Consider the following 14,695-nt stretch of genomic DNA (forward strand, 5'->3'; position numbering starts at 1 on the left):
CGTGAATCGTTCCCGAACCAACGACGTACGAAGTTTCCGGGCACCACTCGATGCTATCGGCTATTTTCATCTCGGTATGAGGCCGGATTCCCCGGCTCACGGCGAGCTGGGATGCCGAGATGCCGGCAGGTGCCGCGGTGCGGGGATGGCGTCGGGAGACGAACGAGGGATGGTCGATCGGCGGCCTCCCCACGGCGCGAGAGAGGCACGTCGAATGCAGTTGGTACAACGGTCCAAACGCGTGGTGGAAGCCAGGCTGAACAACTCCGCGGTCCGCGCGATCAGCGGGTCGATGGTCGCCTACGAGGGACAGGTCACCTTCAAATCGGCGGGCTTCGGCGGCGGCGACGGCGTGCTCGCGGGCCTGAAGCAGCGGGCCACCGGGGAGGCGCTGTCGCTCATGGAGGCCTCGGGCAACGGCATCGTGTACTTCGCGCACAACGCCGCCGAGACGACCGTCATCGAGCTCAACAACGAGACCCTGCAAGTGGAGTCCGAGCAGCTGATGGTGCTCAACGGCAACCTGCAGACCAATGTCACCTTCGCCGGTCTGCGCGGAGCGTCGTCGGGTCAGGGTCTGTTCACCACGACGGTGAGCGGCCACGGACAGATCGCACTGTTGTCCAACGGCGGCCCGCTCATCCACCTCGAGGTGTCACCGCAGTATCCGCTCGTGGTCGACCCGGACGCGTTCGTCTGCGCCCGCGGCCAGTTGAGTCAGTCCTTCGTCACCGATGTCTCCTGGCGGTCGGCGCTGGGACAGGGTGGCGGAGAGGCGTTCTCGTTGCGCTGGGATGGCAGCGGCGTCGTGTCGATCCAGCCGGCCGAGCGGTGAGGGTGAGGTAGCGAGAATGTTCACCAAGGTCAACAGCAAGGTCGTCTCCGTCGACATCGGCCGTACCGGGCCGGTCGTCGCACGACGCGGGGCGATGCTCTTCTACAAGGGCAACGTGCACTTCCAGCCCCACCAGATCGCGGGAGCCGGCGGTATGGGCGGCGGGATGCCGGGACTGGGCGGCATGGGCGGCATGGCCGGCCGGATGCTCGCCGGCGAGCACGAGTCGACGATGATCGCACAGGGGCACGGCGAGGTGCACTACGGCTTCCTCGGCATCGAGGTGCACGTCGTGGATCTCGCGGCGGTCGGCGGCACGATCCGGGTCGAGGCGTCGCGGCTGCTCGCCTACGCGGCCAATCTGCAGGCCTCCGTCGTCTCGGTCGCCTCACAGGGCGGCGGTGGCGGCGGCGGTGGCGGCCTGTTCGGTGCATTGCGGTCCGCTGCTGCCGGAGCCGTCACCGGTCAGGGCATGTTCACGACGCAGCTGTCGGGTCCGGGTTCGGCGGTGCTGCTCGGGCACGGCGGGGTCTTCGAGCTCGAGGTGTCCCCGGCCAAGCCGCCGGTGACCGTCGACCCGCAGGCATTCGTCGGGTCGGCCGGTCAGGTCAACACCAGCCTGCGGTCGGCGATGAGCTGGCGCAACGTAGGCCGAACCGGCGGTGAGGCAATGCAATTGGAGTGCTCCGGACAGGGCATCGTGTACGTGCAGGCATCGGAGGAGAAACTATGAGCCAACTCAACACCGTGTGGAGTCCGATGAACTTGCCGTCGGACGACAACGTGCCGGACAACAACTACTCCTTCTGCATCGACCTCAACCAGCCGTGGTTCATGTCCAAGGGCGCGATGATCGCCTACTACGGGCAGATGCAGTTCACCGCGCTGACCCAGGGTCTGCAGGGGAACATGCTGCAGATGGTGGCGCAGCAGTTCTCCGCCCCGCTGTACCTCGGTGACTACGTCGTCGCCGAGGGCCACGGCAAGCTGATCATCGGCGACCGCGGATACGACATCAACGCCTACGACCTCGAAGACGGCAACCTCACCATCCGGGCAGCCAATCTTCTTGCCTTCCAGCCGAACCTGTCGCTCAACCAGTCGATCGTGCCGGGGTTCCTGACGCTCATCGGCACCGGTAAGTTCCTCGCGTCGTCGAACGGCCCGGTGATGTTCGTCGAACCGCCGGTGCGCGTCGATCCCGAAGCGCTTGTCGGATGGTCGGATTGCCCGTCGCCCAGTCACCACTACGACGAGGCGTGGGTCAACGGTTTCATCGCGGCCGCGGGCCGGCGGATGGGGTTGAACTCGGGCGAGGAGCGCCAGTTCGACTTCACCGGCGCCGGAACGGTTCTCGTGCAATCGAGCGAGAAGGTGCGCGACGACTCGTCGGTCCTGCGCACCATCCAGGGCCATCTCCCGGGCATGTCGGTGCCGAGCCTGCACCAGATCAACCAGCAGATCACCCAGCAACTCGGGCAGCAGCAGGGCTGAGTCCGGGTCGTCGAACCAACTGCGCCGCAGGACCTTCGGGGTCCTGCGGCGCAGCTGTTTCTCCGCTCCCTAATCCGAAGGGCGACATAGCCACTGCTCCTTGAGGTGCGAGGAGCGAAAGCCGCCGGGCCGAGCAAGCGACGAAGGAGCGCGTCGAGGTCGACGAGCCTCGAAGGGCCTGGCGACTCAAGTCACCAAACCCTTCGAGGCTCGCTTCGCTCGCACCTCAGGGGACAGGGGGAGGCGTTTCGCTCGTACCTAAAGGAGGGAGGCGTTTCGCTCGCACGTCCCAGGAGCGCGCTTCGCTCGCACCTCAGCTCAGCGAGCGAATGGTCAGATGTTGACCTTCTCCTCTTCCCCCTTCGCCGCGAGGCGGTTGCGTCGGACGATGCTGGAGATCAGTGCGGCGATGATCAGCGCGACGCCGATCAGGCCAGTGATGATCTCGGGGACGTGGGTGCCGATGGAGTACAGCAGGATGAACGCCAGCGCGCCGATCGCCCAGTGCGCTCCGTGCTCGAGGTACACATACTCCGACAGCGTGCCCTTGCGCACCAAGTAGACGGTGAGCGAACGGACGAACATCGCACCGATGAGGCCGAGGCCGAGGGCGATGATGATCGGATCCGCCGTGATGGCGAACGCGCCGATGACGCCGTCGAAGGAAAACGACGCATCGAGCACCTCGAGGTAGAGGAACAGGAAGAAGCCGGCCTTGCCTGTCGCCTTGGCCAGGTCCGACGGTCCCGACTTTCCGTTGGTCTTCTCGATTGCCGCTTTCTCCGCGGCGTCGGTGCCGGGCTCGGCCGCTTCGTCATCTTCCGCGGTCTCGACGTTGAAGTACTCGCCGAGGCCGTTGACCAGGATGTAGGTGATCATGCCGAGTGAGCCGGCGATCATGACCGTCGACCGCTCGTCGGGCGCGGCGATGTAGGTCGCAGTGAGGACGAGAAGCGTCATGGCGATGACGACCTCGAGCATCTCCAGCTTGCCGATCTTCTCGAGCGGCCGCTCGATCCAGGTCAGCCACGTGAGCTCCTTCTGCTCGAAGACGAAGCCGAGGAACAGCATCAGCAGGAACATGCCGCCGAAGGCCGCGATCTGCGGGTGGGCGTCGGTGATGATCGTCTCGTAGCTGGGATCGCCGTTGGGGAAGTAGGCCGCATCGTTGGGCGGCGGGTTCAGTGCGAGGTCGAGCGCCTCAACCGGGTTGAGACCCGACGCGAGCCACACGATGACCAGCGGGAACACCAGTCGCATACCGAAGACGGCAATCAGGATGCCGATGGTGAGGAAGATCTTCTGCCAGAACTCGCTCATCCGGCGGAGGATCGTGGCATTGATGACCGCGTTGTCGAAGGAGAGCGAGATCTCGAAGACGCCGAGGATGGCGGTCAGGATCAGCGCTTCGACGCCGCCATAGAGGAAAGCGATGATCAGCGACACGATCGTCACGACGACCGAGAGGCCGAAAATTCTTACTACCACTGGCTTGTGGCCTTTCTAGGGTGCGTGGAAACCAGCCGACCGCATTGTCGGAGAGGAGTGGTGACGCGCGGATGCCGCACCCGTTCGACAACGGGTGCGGCATCCACAAGCACGTTCAGGCGGACAGCCGGAGTCTACGAGAGACTCAGACGTTCACACCGAAGTCGCGGGCGATACCCGCGAGACCCGAGGCGTAGCCCTGGCCGACCGCGCGGAACTTCCACTCCGACCCATGACGGTACAGCTCACCGAAAACCATCGCGGTCTCGGTGGAGGCATCCTCGCTGAGGTCGTAGCGGGCGATCTCGGCGCCGCCGGCCTGGTTGACGACGCGGATGAACGCGTTGCGCACCTGGCCGAACGACTGCGACCGTGCGTCCGCGTCGTAGATCGAGACGGGGAAGACGATGGAGTCGACGTTCGGCGGAACGCCCGCGAGGTCGACCTTGATGACCTCGTCGTCGCCCTCGCCCTCACCGGTCAGGTTGTCGCCGGTGTGCTCGATCGAGCCGTCGGGCGAACGCAGGTTGTTGAAGAAGATGAAGTGCTGGTCGGAGAGGACTTTCTTGTCCGCGCCGAGCGCGATGGCGCTGGCGTCGAGGTCGAAGTCGGTACCGGTCGTGCTTCGGATGTCCCAGCCGAGGCCGACGGAGACCGCAGTCAGGCCCGGAGCCTCCTTGCTCAGCGAAACGTTTCCGCCCTTGCTCAGGCTCACGCCCATGGTTTGCGCCTTTCTGTTGGTACGGGGTCTCGTGATGTCCGATGTGCCCGGTACGGGCCACTCGGAGCAATCGACAACACTCTATGTGAACGGTTTGACCCGGTCACTGGTTCGGATGGATGACCTGCGGGTTCGCCCTCGGCGATCCGGACACTGCCGGTGCGGGGCGGTGATGGTCAACCCATCCGGGAGATCAACTCGACCAGTCGCCCGACGGCATCACCGGCAGTGGTCGCCCGCTGGTGACGTGCGGCGCTGTCGGATCCGTTGCCGGTCTGTACCCATTCCGGTGTTCCTCCGACGCTCTGCGCGACGCGCAATGCGTATCGGGCGTGGGGGGACGCGACGCGGACCTCCTCGGGCTTGTCCCGATCGACGCGCAGCGTGACGACCTTGCCCTCCGGGGTCAACACGACCTCGTCGATGGTGTCGGAGGCGGCACGCAGAACCACGCGATTGAGACCGATGGGCCACCCCGGGAGTTCGATCGGTACTCGCGCGGTCTCGGGCACAGTCTCGGTTCGGCCCAGGAAACCCTTGCGCTCGACCTGTCGGGTCACCTCCTTGTGCCCGACCACCGGAAGCGGCCGACGCTGGGCGCGCAATCGCGCGGCTGCGTCGGCGGCTGCGCCGGTGAGGTCGCTCAGTCGCGGCTCGGATGTGGAGGTCATGTCAGTTCGCTCCCCGTGCTTCGTCGATGATGTACTTCGCGATATGCCATTCGGCGCGCTCCTGACCGCACACCCAGTCGTTGTAGGCGTAGACGCCGAGCTCGCCGAAGTACGTGGGCCACGCGAAAGCCCAATCGGGAAGCCAACCGCTGCGGGACGTGATGGCATCCGTGATGTCAGTTGCGACGATCTCGAGTTCGCAGTTGTTGCGCCGTCCGAAGTCTTTGATATGGCCGTTGAACACGTTGGCGAGCTTGATGAACACGTCCTGACCGGAGACGTCGACATCGGCGACCATCGCCCCGATCCGGCGGATCGACTCGAGATGATCGAATCGCTGCGGAATGGCATCGACATGTTGGAGTTCGATGTCGCCGGTGGTCCAGTCACGATCTCCGGGGGTGTCCACGGTGTCGATGGTCTCGACGAAGTCGAGCACGTGCGTCCAGCCGATCTCGGACAGGTCGGCCATACCGCCTCGTGCCGCCCATTCCTGGATCTTCAGCTTCATGATGTTGACCCGAAGCACTTCGAGCGTGAGTGCGGAGGGATCCCACCAGTGAAGGCGCAGGATCGCAGCAGCTACCTGTTTCCACTCCGAGTCGACTACTCGACCCTCATACTCCAACCCCGCGTTCACGCTCGCGCGCAGACCGTCTGAGTAGGACTGCATCTGTGCCACAAACCCGTTGTCGAGGTATTCAGGCGCAGACTCCGGGAGGTGAAAACCGACGGGGCGGCGAGCTGTGACGGGGGCAGCCGCTGCATTCCGGGATTGGCTGTGCACACCCGCCAGTGCCCAGAGGTCGGCACCGCAAGACACACACTGGGCCAGCACGCTGCGATCCGCCGTTGCGCCACACGTGCAGGTGACCTGATCGTTGGCGTGTACGCGAGGAGTGGGCGTTGGCACGGGAGCCGCGTCCTGTCGGTCCGGAGCAGGTCGTGACACACGATCGCGCCGTCGATAGTTGATCGGCTGGCTCGACGATGCCTCGGTTACGGGATCGGCCGGACTGTCCGCAACTGGATCCGCAGTGGCCGGCCTGGCGCGAGATCCCCGGCCCGGATGTTCATAGTTGATCCGGCCCGGATGGGTGTAATCGATGGGCATCAGTCGCCGACCTCGTTCTGTGAGTGGGTTTGTGGCGTGTCGAGACCCTGCGAGTACTCGAAGGCCGGATGGGGGCGCCGGATGCTCGGAGTCACCGCAACCAGACCGTCCAGGTCTCACCTGAGCGTTTGACCCTGGTGACCGTCAGCTCCGGCGGGATCGTCGCCAGCTCGAACATCGCCCGTGCCAACGGATTCACGAGCATGGCCTCGAGGACGTTGGCGACACCACGGCCCCCGAAGTCGAGATTCAATGTCGCGCCCTGGCGCAGAGTCTGCAATGCATCCTCGGCGACTGTCAGCCGCGCGCCGGTGGTTTCGCGAACGCGGTTACCGATGTTCGTCACGAACAGGTCGACCAGGTCGTCGCCGACCGTCTCCGACACAAAGTCGAATACGACGATGTTCTCACCGATTCGGTTCAGCAGCTCCGGGCGACCCAGCTCTCGGGTGAAGTGCTCGGCTACGGCCTCGCGGATGGTCGACTCCACCTCGCGGTAACCGGCACCTCGGGCGATCCGCGGCGTTCGGTGTCCGTCGGCCCCGGTGGTGTAGACACCGAGATTGGATGTGAAGACGATCAGTGCTTCGGAGAAATACACCGTGGAACCGTTTCCGTCGGTGAGGCGGCCGTCTTCGAGAATCTGTAGAAACTTGTCGAAGATTCGCGGGTGGGCCTTCTCCACCTCGTCGAAGAGGATGAGTCGGAACGGTTGCTGTCGGACCGCGTTCGTCAGCTCGCCACCCGCGTTGTGGCCCACGTAGCCCGGTGGGGCCCCGATCAGCCTGGCTTCGGCACCCTCGGCCGAGAACTCGCTCATGTCAAACCGAAGGAATGCATCTTTCCGGCCGAAAACTAACTCGGCCAATGACTTCGCCAGTTCAGTCTTGCCGACGCCCGTCGGTCCGGCGAAGAACAGGACACCCTGGGGGCGCCCGCCGGAACTGGCTGTCTGCGCGCCGGTGAGGCCCATCGTCGACCGGATGAGGATGTCGACCGTCTTGCGGATCGCAGCGGGCTGGCCGAGCACGCTCTTGTTCAGACGGGTTGCGGCGTCGCGGATCTTCGCCTTGAGTGCCGGGTCATGCCACGGGTTGTCGGGGATGCCCACGCGGAAGGTGCGCACCGCGTCGTCGATATTCGGGGCCGGGATTCCGCGGTCGATCGCGAGACGGTTGATCTCGGTGATCGAGCGGAGTGTCATGCCACCGGTGAGCCCGGCGTAGTGGTCGATGAGCTTGGCAGTTTCGGGGTCGGGATCCTGATCGAGGGGCATGGGTGTCGCGCCCGGAAGCGAATTGACCAACGGCTTGATCAGATGTCGTCGGTCTCCCAGGGACGGTAACGGAATCGAGATCACCCGAACCAGGTCACTACCGACGATCCAGTGGGGGAGGTCGGACTCCCGATCGATCATCCAGAAGATGGTGTTGTAGAGAGGCGATCGGTGGGGGCCCTCCACACGCCGACGGGGCGCTGTCAGGAGAACGCGCTCGGCGGTCACCAGGAGCTCGTGGAGCTCGCCACCGAAAGACTCCGAGTCGGCCCGCAGGCGGGAAGCGCCCTCGATGATGAGGCAACACGGAGACTCCGACATCGCAACCATTCGGACTATCCGGCGCAGTTGACCTGTCAACGACGCTTCCGGCCCTGCACTCGACTCGGCTGCGCGTATCAACTCAGAGCCGACCTGCTGGTGCTCCGCCAGAATCCCCAGCCCCTCAGCCGGGTTGAACGAGAGAAGTGTCAGATGTCCGGCCTCGTGCAGCGTGCGTACGAGTGCTGACGTCGGGTCAACCGTGACGAAGCGAGGCCCGGTAGGCCGCGGATTCGGAACGAGCACGAGGTCTCGTAGGTTGCCGGTCAACACCACTTGCGGATTGGCCGGTAGTGCGACGTCGACCTCGCGAAGCCAAGTGGGCAGTGGTGAATCCGCGTACGTCAAGATCGAAGACCTCCGTGCTCAGTCCAGAGAGGTGAGACCGGAGAAGTTTGCCACAGGTCGGGGTCGATGGCTGTCCTATGAACATGTGAACGTGTGCGCCGCCAAGAGTAGCCCCTGTGTGGGACACACGTCCCAGACGGATGTCCGGCAACGTCGGCCTCGGGAATCCGGCGTCCGGACAGGCCGACAACCGCGCTCGTGCCGGATGTCTGCGTCGCAGATGCCGCACTGATGCAATGGAATTCGTACAAAATGATGACAGAGCGCGCTGACCCCGGCTGTTAGCTTCGATGTTCTGAGAATATCTCGGACTCGTCTCTAACCCATGAGTACGCGGAAGCGTCATGTGTGATGACCAGGCGAGTACATCTCCTAGGAGCGTGTCTGCTGATGGTTGAAGTCGACTACTACGAACTGCTCGGCGTCACCCGCACTGCGAGTGAGGCCGAGATCGAGCAGGCCTCGAAACGGGCGACCCGGCAGTGGACCAAACGCGCATCCTCGCCGAACATCGACGTGCGGCACGAGGCCGAGACGAAGATGAAGCGGCTACGTGAGTCCCGCGAAGTTCTTCTCGGCGGCGCGGACAAGCGCGCGGCGTACGATCGCGCGCTGGCGCAGGGTGTGGCGCCGGCGTCCGCACCGTCACGCCAGCCTGTAGGAGCGGGCGGCCAGGTCGACTGGGTTGCAACGGCCCGAGAGGCTCTGGCGAACAACGACTATCATTCCGCTGCTTACGCGGCGAAAGAGGCGACCACTGTGCTAGCCGGAAACGCCGAGTCCTGGAGCCTTCGGTCTCGTGCGAACCTCGGACTGGGCAGAGTGCAGGACGCCCTATTCGAGGCGCGGCACGCCACTGAGATCGAGATGAACAACGCCGAGTATCACTTCAATCTCGGCAACGTCCATGAGCAGCTCCGGGATTGGGTGGCAGCGCTGAAGGAGTATCAAGTGGCCACTCAACTCGATTCGCAGAACTTCGTCTATCCCCTCGCACAAGGCTCGGTGCTTCAGCAGAACGGGCTCCTCGACGAGGCCATCGACATGTACCGCCGAGTCTTCGCCCAGCACCGGACTGTCGATCCGGTGCGCTACTACCTCGGAATCGCCTTGCTGGAGAAAGCTGAGACAGTTCCGAAGCTGAAGGGAAACGGCCGTTACGCGGTGACCGCGGAGGAGGAGATCGCTCCGATGGTCGCACTCGCGTCCGAGGCGCAGCAGCTCTCTCGGGACCCGGAAATTCAGCAGGAGGCGGCGCGGATTCTCGAATACCTGCACAAGCAGAACGAGATGACGTGGTGCCTACCGACAACAGTGTCCGACGCTCCGTTCATGTGGCTGGGTGGTGTCGTGGGAGCGTTCCTGCTCGGGGTGGTGCTGATGGGCGTCTCCTCCGGCATCGGGGTACTGCTCATTCTCGCGTCACTGGCGGCTGTCGGACTGATCGTGTGGCAGTCCTACGTTCCGGGCTGGAAGAAGTCCAAGCGTAAGAACTCTCTCGCGCTGATGATTGGGCACCTGCAATGAGCAAGGTCATCGGAATCGATCTGGGTACAACGAATTCAGCGGTTGCGGTGCTGGCTGACGACGGCATCCCGACGATCATCCACAACCGCGAAGGCGACAACACGACTCCGTCCGCGGTCTTGTTCGACGACGGTGACGTCACCGTCGGAAAGCAGGCCAAGAACGCAGAGACGTCGATGCCCGGCAACGTCGTCCGCTACGTCAAACGTCACATGGGAAGCCCCGACTACAAGTTCATCCCTGACGGCGACTCGACCGAATACGGACCCGAGTTGATCTCGTCGTTCATCCTCAGATTCTTGGTCGACGATGCATCGGCCTATCTCGGCGAGAAGGTCGACGAGGTGGTCATCACCGTGCCGGCCTATTTCGGTGATGCCGAGCGAACCGCAACACGCCAGGCCGGAGAGATCGCAGGACTGAACGTTCTGCAGGTGATCAACGAACCCACCGCTGCAGCTCTGAGTTTCGGTCTCAAGGGCGGCTACAACGGAAGGGTCCTCGTCTATGACCTCGGCGGTGGCACCTTCGATGTGACGCTGATGGACATCTCGCACAACAACTTCACGGTCCTGGCGTCGGCAGGCGATCGCAACCTGGGCGGCTTCGACTTCGACAACGAGCTCATCAGGTTGACCGAAGCGAAGTATCGGGATCTCGGAGGCGAGCTGGATCCCGACGATGACAAACAACAGGCGCTCATCCGCGAGCAAGCCGAGGCGGCAAAGCACAGGTTGTCCACCAGCGACAAAGCGAAGATCCGGATCGGGACCGAGTCCATCACGATCATGCGTGAAGAATTCGATCGGGTCGTCGGCGACCTGGTGACCCGGACCCGCTACATCCTCGAGGATGTGATGGATCAATGCGGACTGTCCTACTCCGACGTCGACAAACTGTTGCTGGTCGGCGGATCCACCCGGATGAAGATCGTGGAGCGGTCGGTCAAGGAGTGGACCGGACTCGAGCCCGACAAGAGCGTTCATCCCGATGAGGCCGTCGCGCTGGGAGCGGCCATCGTTGCAGAGCTCCGCAACGCGGTAGAGACAGGTGAACCACCAGCGGTGCAGGCGTCCGTGTCCGACGTGGTCGCGCAGGGACTCGGCGTCGCGGTTCTGGCCGACGACGGATCGAAGATGCTGAACAGCCTTGTCGTCGTGCCGAACACGAGGGTGCCCAATCGGGTTGAAGTCAGCTCCTTCTCGACGGTGGGGGCGACGCGCCAGATCAACTTCCGGATCACCGAGGGTGACGAGAACGGAGCCGAACTCCAGTACGTGAAAGTGATCGGAGAGTCGCTACTCGCTCTCGACTATGACTTGCCTGCCAAGGCGCCGCTTCGGGTCGTGTTCGTCATCGGAGAGAACCAGACTGTCGAGGCGGAGCTCCATGACGCGGTGAGCGGTCGGCTGATCGGCCAGATGAACGTACAGCGAACGGCCAACCTCGATGCCATGGAAGTCCAGTCCCTCCGTAAACAAAGTCGAGAGATCGTGGTGCAGTGAGCTCCGCGGACAGCACCGGATGGGCCGCTGATCCGGTACGTGACCCGGCGCCTGCCGGTCCCGCCCGCACCGACGTCGGCGAGTTCACCGAGTGCGATCCGGTGTACCCGGATGTGGATGGGACCGATCGAGCCGCCTCGCGCGAGGGTGCGCCGACGGGAGAGGTGTCGGGTCGGCCGGCGGCAGCATGGTCCTCGGTCTCGAGCACAGTGGATTTCAGCGAACTGCACCTTCGGTTCGACCGGATGGAGAGTGCCATGGCGACTGCCTCCGGGGTCGTCGAGCGCAACTATGAGCAGTCGCTGATCGCCCTCCGAGATCGTGCCGCGGCCGCCGAGGTCGGGATGACGCAGACGTTGCTCCGTCCCATCGCGCGGCAGCTGGCGGCCTTGATCGATCGGGTCGAACTCGAGCAGGGACGTCGGCAGGTCGACCCATGGGCCCTGAGCGCCAGCGTGGTCGACGAATTGCACGACATTCTCGAGGACTTCGGCATCGAGACGATCGAGTGCCCACCGGGATCAGAGGTCGACAAGGCCAGACACCGAGTGGTCACGAGTCGAAGCCCGCGCGGGAGCTCGGACGACACACTGCGGATCGTCGAGCGGGTACGGCACGGGTACGAACTGTCGGGGTATGTGATCAGGCCGGCGGAGGTCGCGGCCGAATGGACACCGGAATGGGGTGACCCGACCTACCCTGGGTGACCACGCCGCCCGTCGGGTTGCGTGCATGTTGGCGCCTCCGAGGGACCGGTGCACCATGACAGAGCGCCCCGTCCGACAAGCCAGTCGGACGGGGCGCTCTGTTGTATCCGGCCGACTCGTCAGAGACAGCAACCTACAGAAGAAGCGGCATCCAGCAGGGTGGGGAAACGGCTCCTCGGTCACAACGACCAGGAGGAACCATGTATCAACTACCGACATCCACGCAACGGACTGCTGCGGCGGCAGGCCTCGACCACGCCATCGATGTCGCAGACCGCGTCGTCCGCCGGGTTCCGGCATACCGAGCCCATCTCCGGGCACACAGTTGCGATCCGCAGCGGATCATGACGAGAGACGATTTCGCTGCGCTGCCGATCACGACCAAGATCGACTACCTGGCTCCCCACGAGCTGGATGAACTGATGTGGGACGGTGACATCTCACGGGCACAGACATGGTCGGCGACATCTGGTTCGACCGGATCGCCGACATACTTCCCTCGCGACTCCCGGGCCGCTCGTGATGCTGCCGACTACTACGGGCGGATCTTCGAGGAGTGCTTCGATATCGGAGGGCACACGACCCTGGTTGTGGTCTGCTTCGCGATGGGGACCTGGATCGGCGGCACGTACAGCTATCAGGCCGCTCTCGGACTACACGAAGACGATCGTCGAATCACCGTGGCGACACCGGGAATCGATGTCGCGGCGGCGGTTGCGAGTCTGGTCGAACTGGGTCCACGCCACGAGAAGGTGATACTCGCGGGTTACCCCCCCCTGGTGAAAGACGTGCTCGACATGTTGCCCGCCGACGCACTCACCCAGGACCTGCACCTCCTGCTGGCCGGTGAAGGCATCACCGAGCGATGGCGCGACCACGTACTGGAACGCTTCGGTCGGCTTCACCGCCCGGAGCGGGTATGCCTGATGTACGGGACAGCTGAGGCAGGCGTGATGGGTCACGAGACACCGACGACCGTGACCGTCCGCCGGGCGGCATTCACTTCTGACAAATTGCGGCGGGAACTGTTCGGTCGCAACGCGACACCGTTGACCACGTTCGTCGAGGTCGACCCGATGCGCCGTTACACCGAGGTAGACGAGGACGGGTACCTCTTGTTCACGATCGACAGTGCCCTGCCCCTGGTGCGTTACCGGATCAATGACCAGGGTCGCGTCCTCACCGGCCTAGAACTCCAAGAGGTGCTGAAGATGAGTGGATTCGACGATCTGTCCACGATCGTCGATCCCGAAGGGTGCTTCGTGGTCCTGACCGGTCGGCCGGATGTGGCCACATCCTTCTATTCGTCGTCCATCTTCCCTGCGCAGCTGGCCTCGGCGTTCGACGCCGCGTCGGTCGCACGGTCGGTCACCGGGCGGTTCTGCGCGGACGGAAGTCCGGGGGACGATCACTGCCCGGTATTGCGCATCGACGTCGAGCTTTCGGCCGGAGCAACCACGCCGGAACCAGGTCTGGCCGAGAGACTGCGAAGTCTGTGTCTGGCAGCCCTACTGGACAACAACGACGAGTTCCGAACGCTGCGCAGTTCACACGGGGAGGAGCGGACCACTCCGGTGGTCAACGTGCACCCCTACGGAACCGGGCCCTTCCGACCCGGTGCAAAGCACACCTACACCTTGCGGGGTCGGCGATGATCGAGATCTTGGACCCACGGCTCGATTGCCGACGTCTGGAGGAGATCCGACGCGCCGGTACTCGTGTCGTCGATGCCTGGGCACACGCTTTCGACGAGTACTGCGCAATGGTGCGCCTCGATACGGAGCTGGAGCCGCTGGCGCACTGCGAACTCGAACGCCGGAGCCGTTATGTCTTCTATCCGTGGCGGGACGTGCTGGTCCGCCTGCCCGACGACGAGATCTTCCACCGAATCCGCACGTCCCGGAATCGGTTCCTCATCACCGACGAGGAGCAGGCGAGGTGGTCTGGCGCGACGATCGCAGTCGCCGGGTTGAGTGTGGGTGCGTCCCTGCTACACACATGCGCGCTGACGGGGGCTCGCAGCTTTCGCATCGGCGACCCAGATGTGCTCGGACCGTCGAATCTCAACCGGTTGAACGGGTCGGTGTGCGATCTCGGCGTGGCGAAAACGACTCTCGCGCAGAGGCGGTTACTCGAACTGGACCCATATACGACAGTCGAGACATTCGACCGAGGTGTCGGCCCCGATGACCTACAGCGCTTTCTGACGCCCCCCGGTGGCCCAGGTGCAGACGTTGTCCTCGAGGAGGTCGACGATCTGGCGATGAAGGTGGCGATTCGGCGCGCCGCGAGGGCGGCGGCGGTTCCGCTGATCATGGTCACCGACGATGGTGACGACGTCATCGTCGACGTGGAACGCTACGACCTGGAGCCCGACTATCCCGAGTTCCACGGGATGGCGGGCGATCTGGGGTCGTTGAGCGCCGACGAACTCTCCGACCCCGCCAACAAGATTCGCCTTGCCGGCGCGATCGTCGGACCCGACGTGTCACCTCGGGTGCACGATGCTCTCGGCGAGGTCGGCCGCTCGATCCCGTCATGGCCGCAGTTGGGCAGCGCAGCGACTCTTGCCGGCGCGGTCGGTGCCACCGTTGCTCGACGGATCGTCTGTGGGGGCCGGGTGCCTTCGGGACGGAGACACGTCCGCGCGGGTGATCTGGTGTGTTTATGAGATTCCTACTCCCGCCA

Annotated in this window: 13 protein-coding genes; 8 read left to right on the forward strand and 5 right to left on the reverse strand. The window is 64.1% G+C overall.

Annotation, left to right across the window (positions count from 1 at the left end):
- Window positions 1-214: 214 nt before the first annotated feature.
- Genes B1818_RS08965 through B1818_RS08975 form a run of 3 tightly spaced genes read left to right on the forward strand, consistent with a single transcriptional unit; the run spans window position 215 to window position 2,329 of the window.
- On the forward strand, window positions 215-835 hold the full coding sequence (locus B1818_RS08965; RefSeq protein ID WP_033204169.1) for an AIM24 family protein: 621 nt from the start codon (window positions 215-217) through the stop codon (window positions 833-835).
- 16 nt (window positions 836-851) lie between these two features.
- Complete coding sequence (locus B1818_RS08970; RefSeq protein WP_065629494.1) at window positions 852-1,568, forward strand: AIM24 family protein; 717 nt, start codon at window positions 852-854, stop codon at window positions 1,566-1,568.
- The gene (locus B1818_RS08975) at window positions 1,565-2,329 is read left to right on the forward strand and encodes an AIM24 family protein (protein WP_058252893.1); all 765 of its coding nucleotides are present in this window, start codon (window positions 1,565-1,567) and stop codon (window positions 2,327-2,329) included. The genes B1818_RS08970 and B1818_RS08975 overlap by 4 nt, the downstream gene beginning before the upstream one ends.
- A 333-nt stretch (window positions 2,330-2,662) precedes the next feature.
- On the opposite strand, the gene B1818_RS08980 is transcribed toward B1818_RS08975, so the two are convergent.
- The 5 genes from B1818_RS08980 to B1818_RS09000 form a co-directional block, all read right to left on the reverse strand.
- A complete protein-coding gene (locus tag B1818_RS08980; protein WP_078112510.1) occupies window positions 2,663-3,817 on the reverse strand; it encodes a DUF475 domain-containing protein in 1,155 nt (384 codons plus the stop codon).
- A gap of 145 nt (window positions 3,818-3,962) precedes the next feature.
- The gene (locus tag B1818_RS08985; protein ID WP_058252891.1) at window positions 3,963-4,538 is read right to left on the reverse strand and encodes a TerD family protein; all 576 of its coding nucleotides are present in this window, start codon (window positions 4,536-4,538) and stop codon (window positions 3,963-3,965) included.
- A gap of 176 nt (window positions 4,539-4,714) precedes the next feature.
- Window positions 4,715-5,209 (reverse strand): hypothetical protein, encoded by a 495-nt coding sequence (locus B1818_RS08990; protein ID WP_078112511.1) that lies wholly within the window; start codon window positions 5,207-5,209, stop codon window positions 4,715-4,717.
- A 1-nt stretch (window position 5,210) separates the two neighbouring features.
- On the reverse strand, window positions 5,211-5,882 hold the full coding sequence (locus B1818_RS08995; RefSeq protein ID WP_078112620.1) for a hypothetical protein: 672 nt from the start codon (window positions 5,880-5,882) through the stop codon (window positions 5,211-5,213).
- 532 nt (window positions 5,883-6,414) lie between these two features.
- On the reverse strand, window positions 6,415-7,920 hold the full coding sequence (locus tag B1818_RS09000) for an AAA family ATPase (protein ID WP_249146056.1): 1,506 nt from the start codon (window positions 7,918-7,920) through the stop codon (window positions 6,415-6,417).
- Window positions 7,921-8,658: 738 nt separating this feature from the next.
- On the opposite strand from B1818_RS09000, the gene B1818_RS09005 reads away from it, so the two are divergent.
- From B1818_RS09005 to B1818_RS09025, 5 genes are all read left to right on the forward strand, one after another.
- On the forward strand, window positions 8,659-9,795 hold the full coding sequence (locus tag B1818_RS09005; protein WP_078112513.1) for a tetratricopeptide repeat protein: 1,137 nt from the start codon (window positions 8,659-8,661) through the stop codon (window positions 9,793-9,795).
- Entirely contained in the window at window positions 9,792-11,300 is a 1,509-nt protein-coding gene (locus B1818_RS09010; protein ID WP_078112514.1) for an Hsp70 family protein, read from the forward strand. The genes B1818_RS09005 and B1818_RS09010 overlap by 4 nt, the downstream gene beginning before the upstream one ends.
- Complete coding sequence (gene grpE / locus B1818_RS24400; protein WP_254859618.1) at window positions 11,297-12,007, forward strand: nucleotide exchange factor GrpE; 711 nt, start codon at window positions 11,297-11,299, stop codon at window positions 12,005-12,007. Before B1818_RS09010 ends, grpE begins: the two co-directional genes overlap by 4 nt.
- Window positions 12,008-12,351: 344 nt before the next feature.
- Window positions 12,352-13,662 (forward strand): hypothetical protein, encoded by a 1,311-nt coding sequence (locus B1818_RS09020; RefSeq protein ID WP_240199001.1) that lies wholly within the window; start codon window positions 12,352-12,354, stop codon window positions 13,660-13,662.
- A complete protein-coding gene (locus B1818_RS09025; RefSeq protein WP_078112516.1) occupies window positions 13,659-14,678 on the forward strand; it encodes a ThiF family adenylyltransferase in 1,020 nt (339 codons plus the stop codon). Before B1818_RS09020 ends, B1818_RS09025 begins: the two co-directional genes overlap by 4 nt.
- Window positions 14,679-14,695 lie beyond the last annotated feature (17 nt).

Origin of the sequence: Gordonia sp. IITR100, assembly GCF_002009645.1 — a bacterium.
Taxonomy (GTDB): domain Bacteria; phylum Actinomycetota; class Actinomycetes; order Mycobacteriales; family Mycobacteriaceae; genus Gordonia; species Gordonia hongkongensis.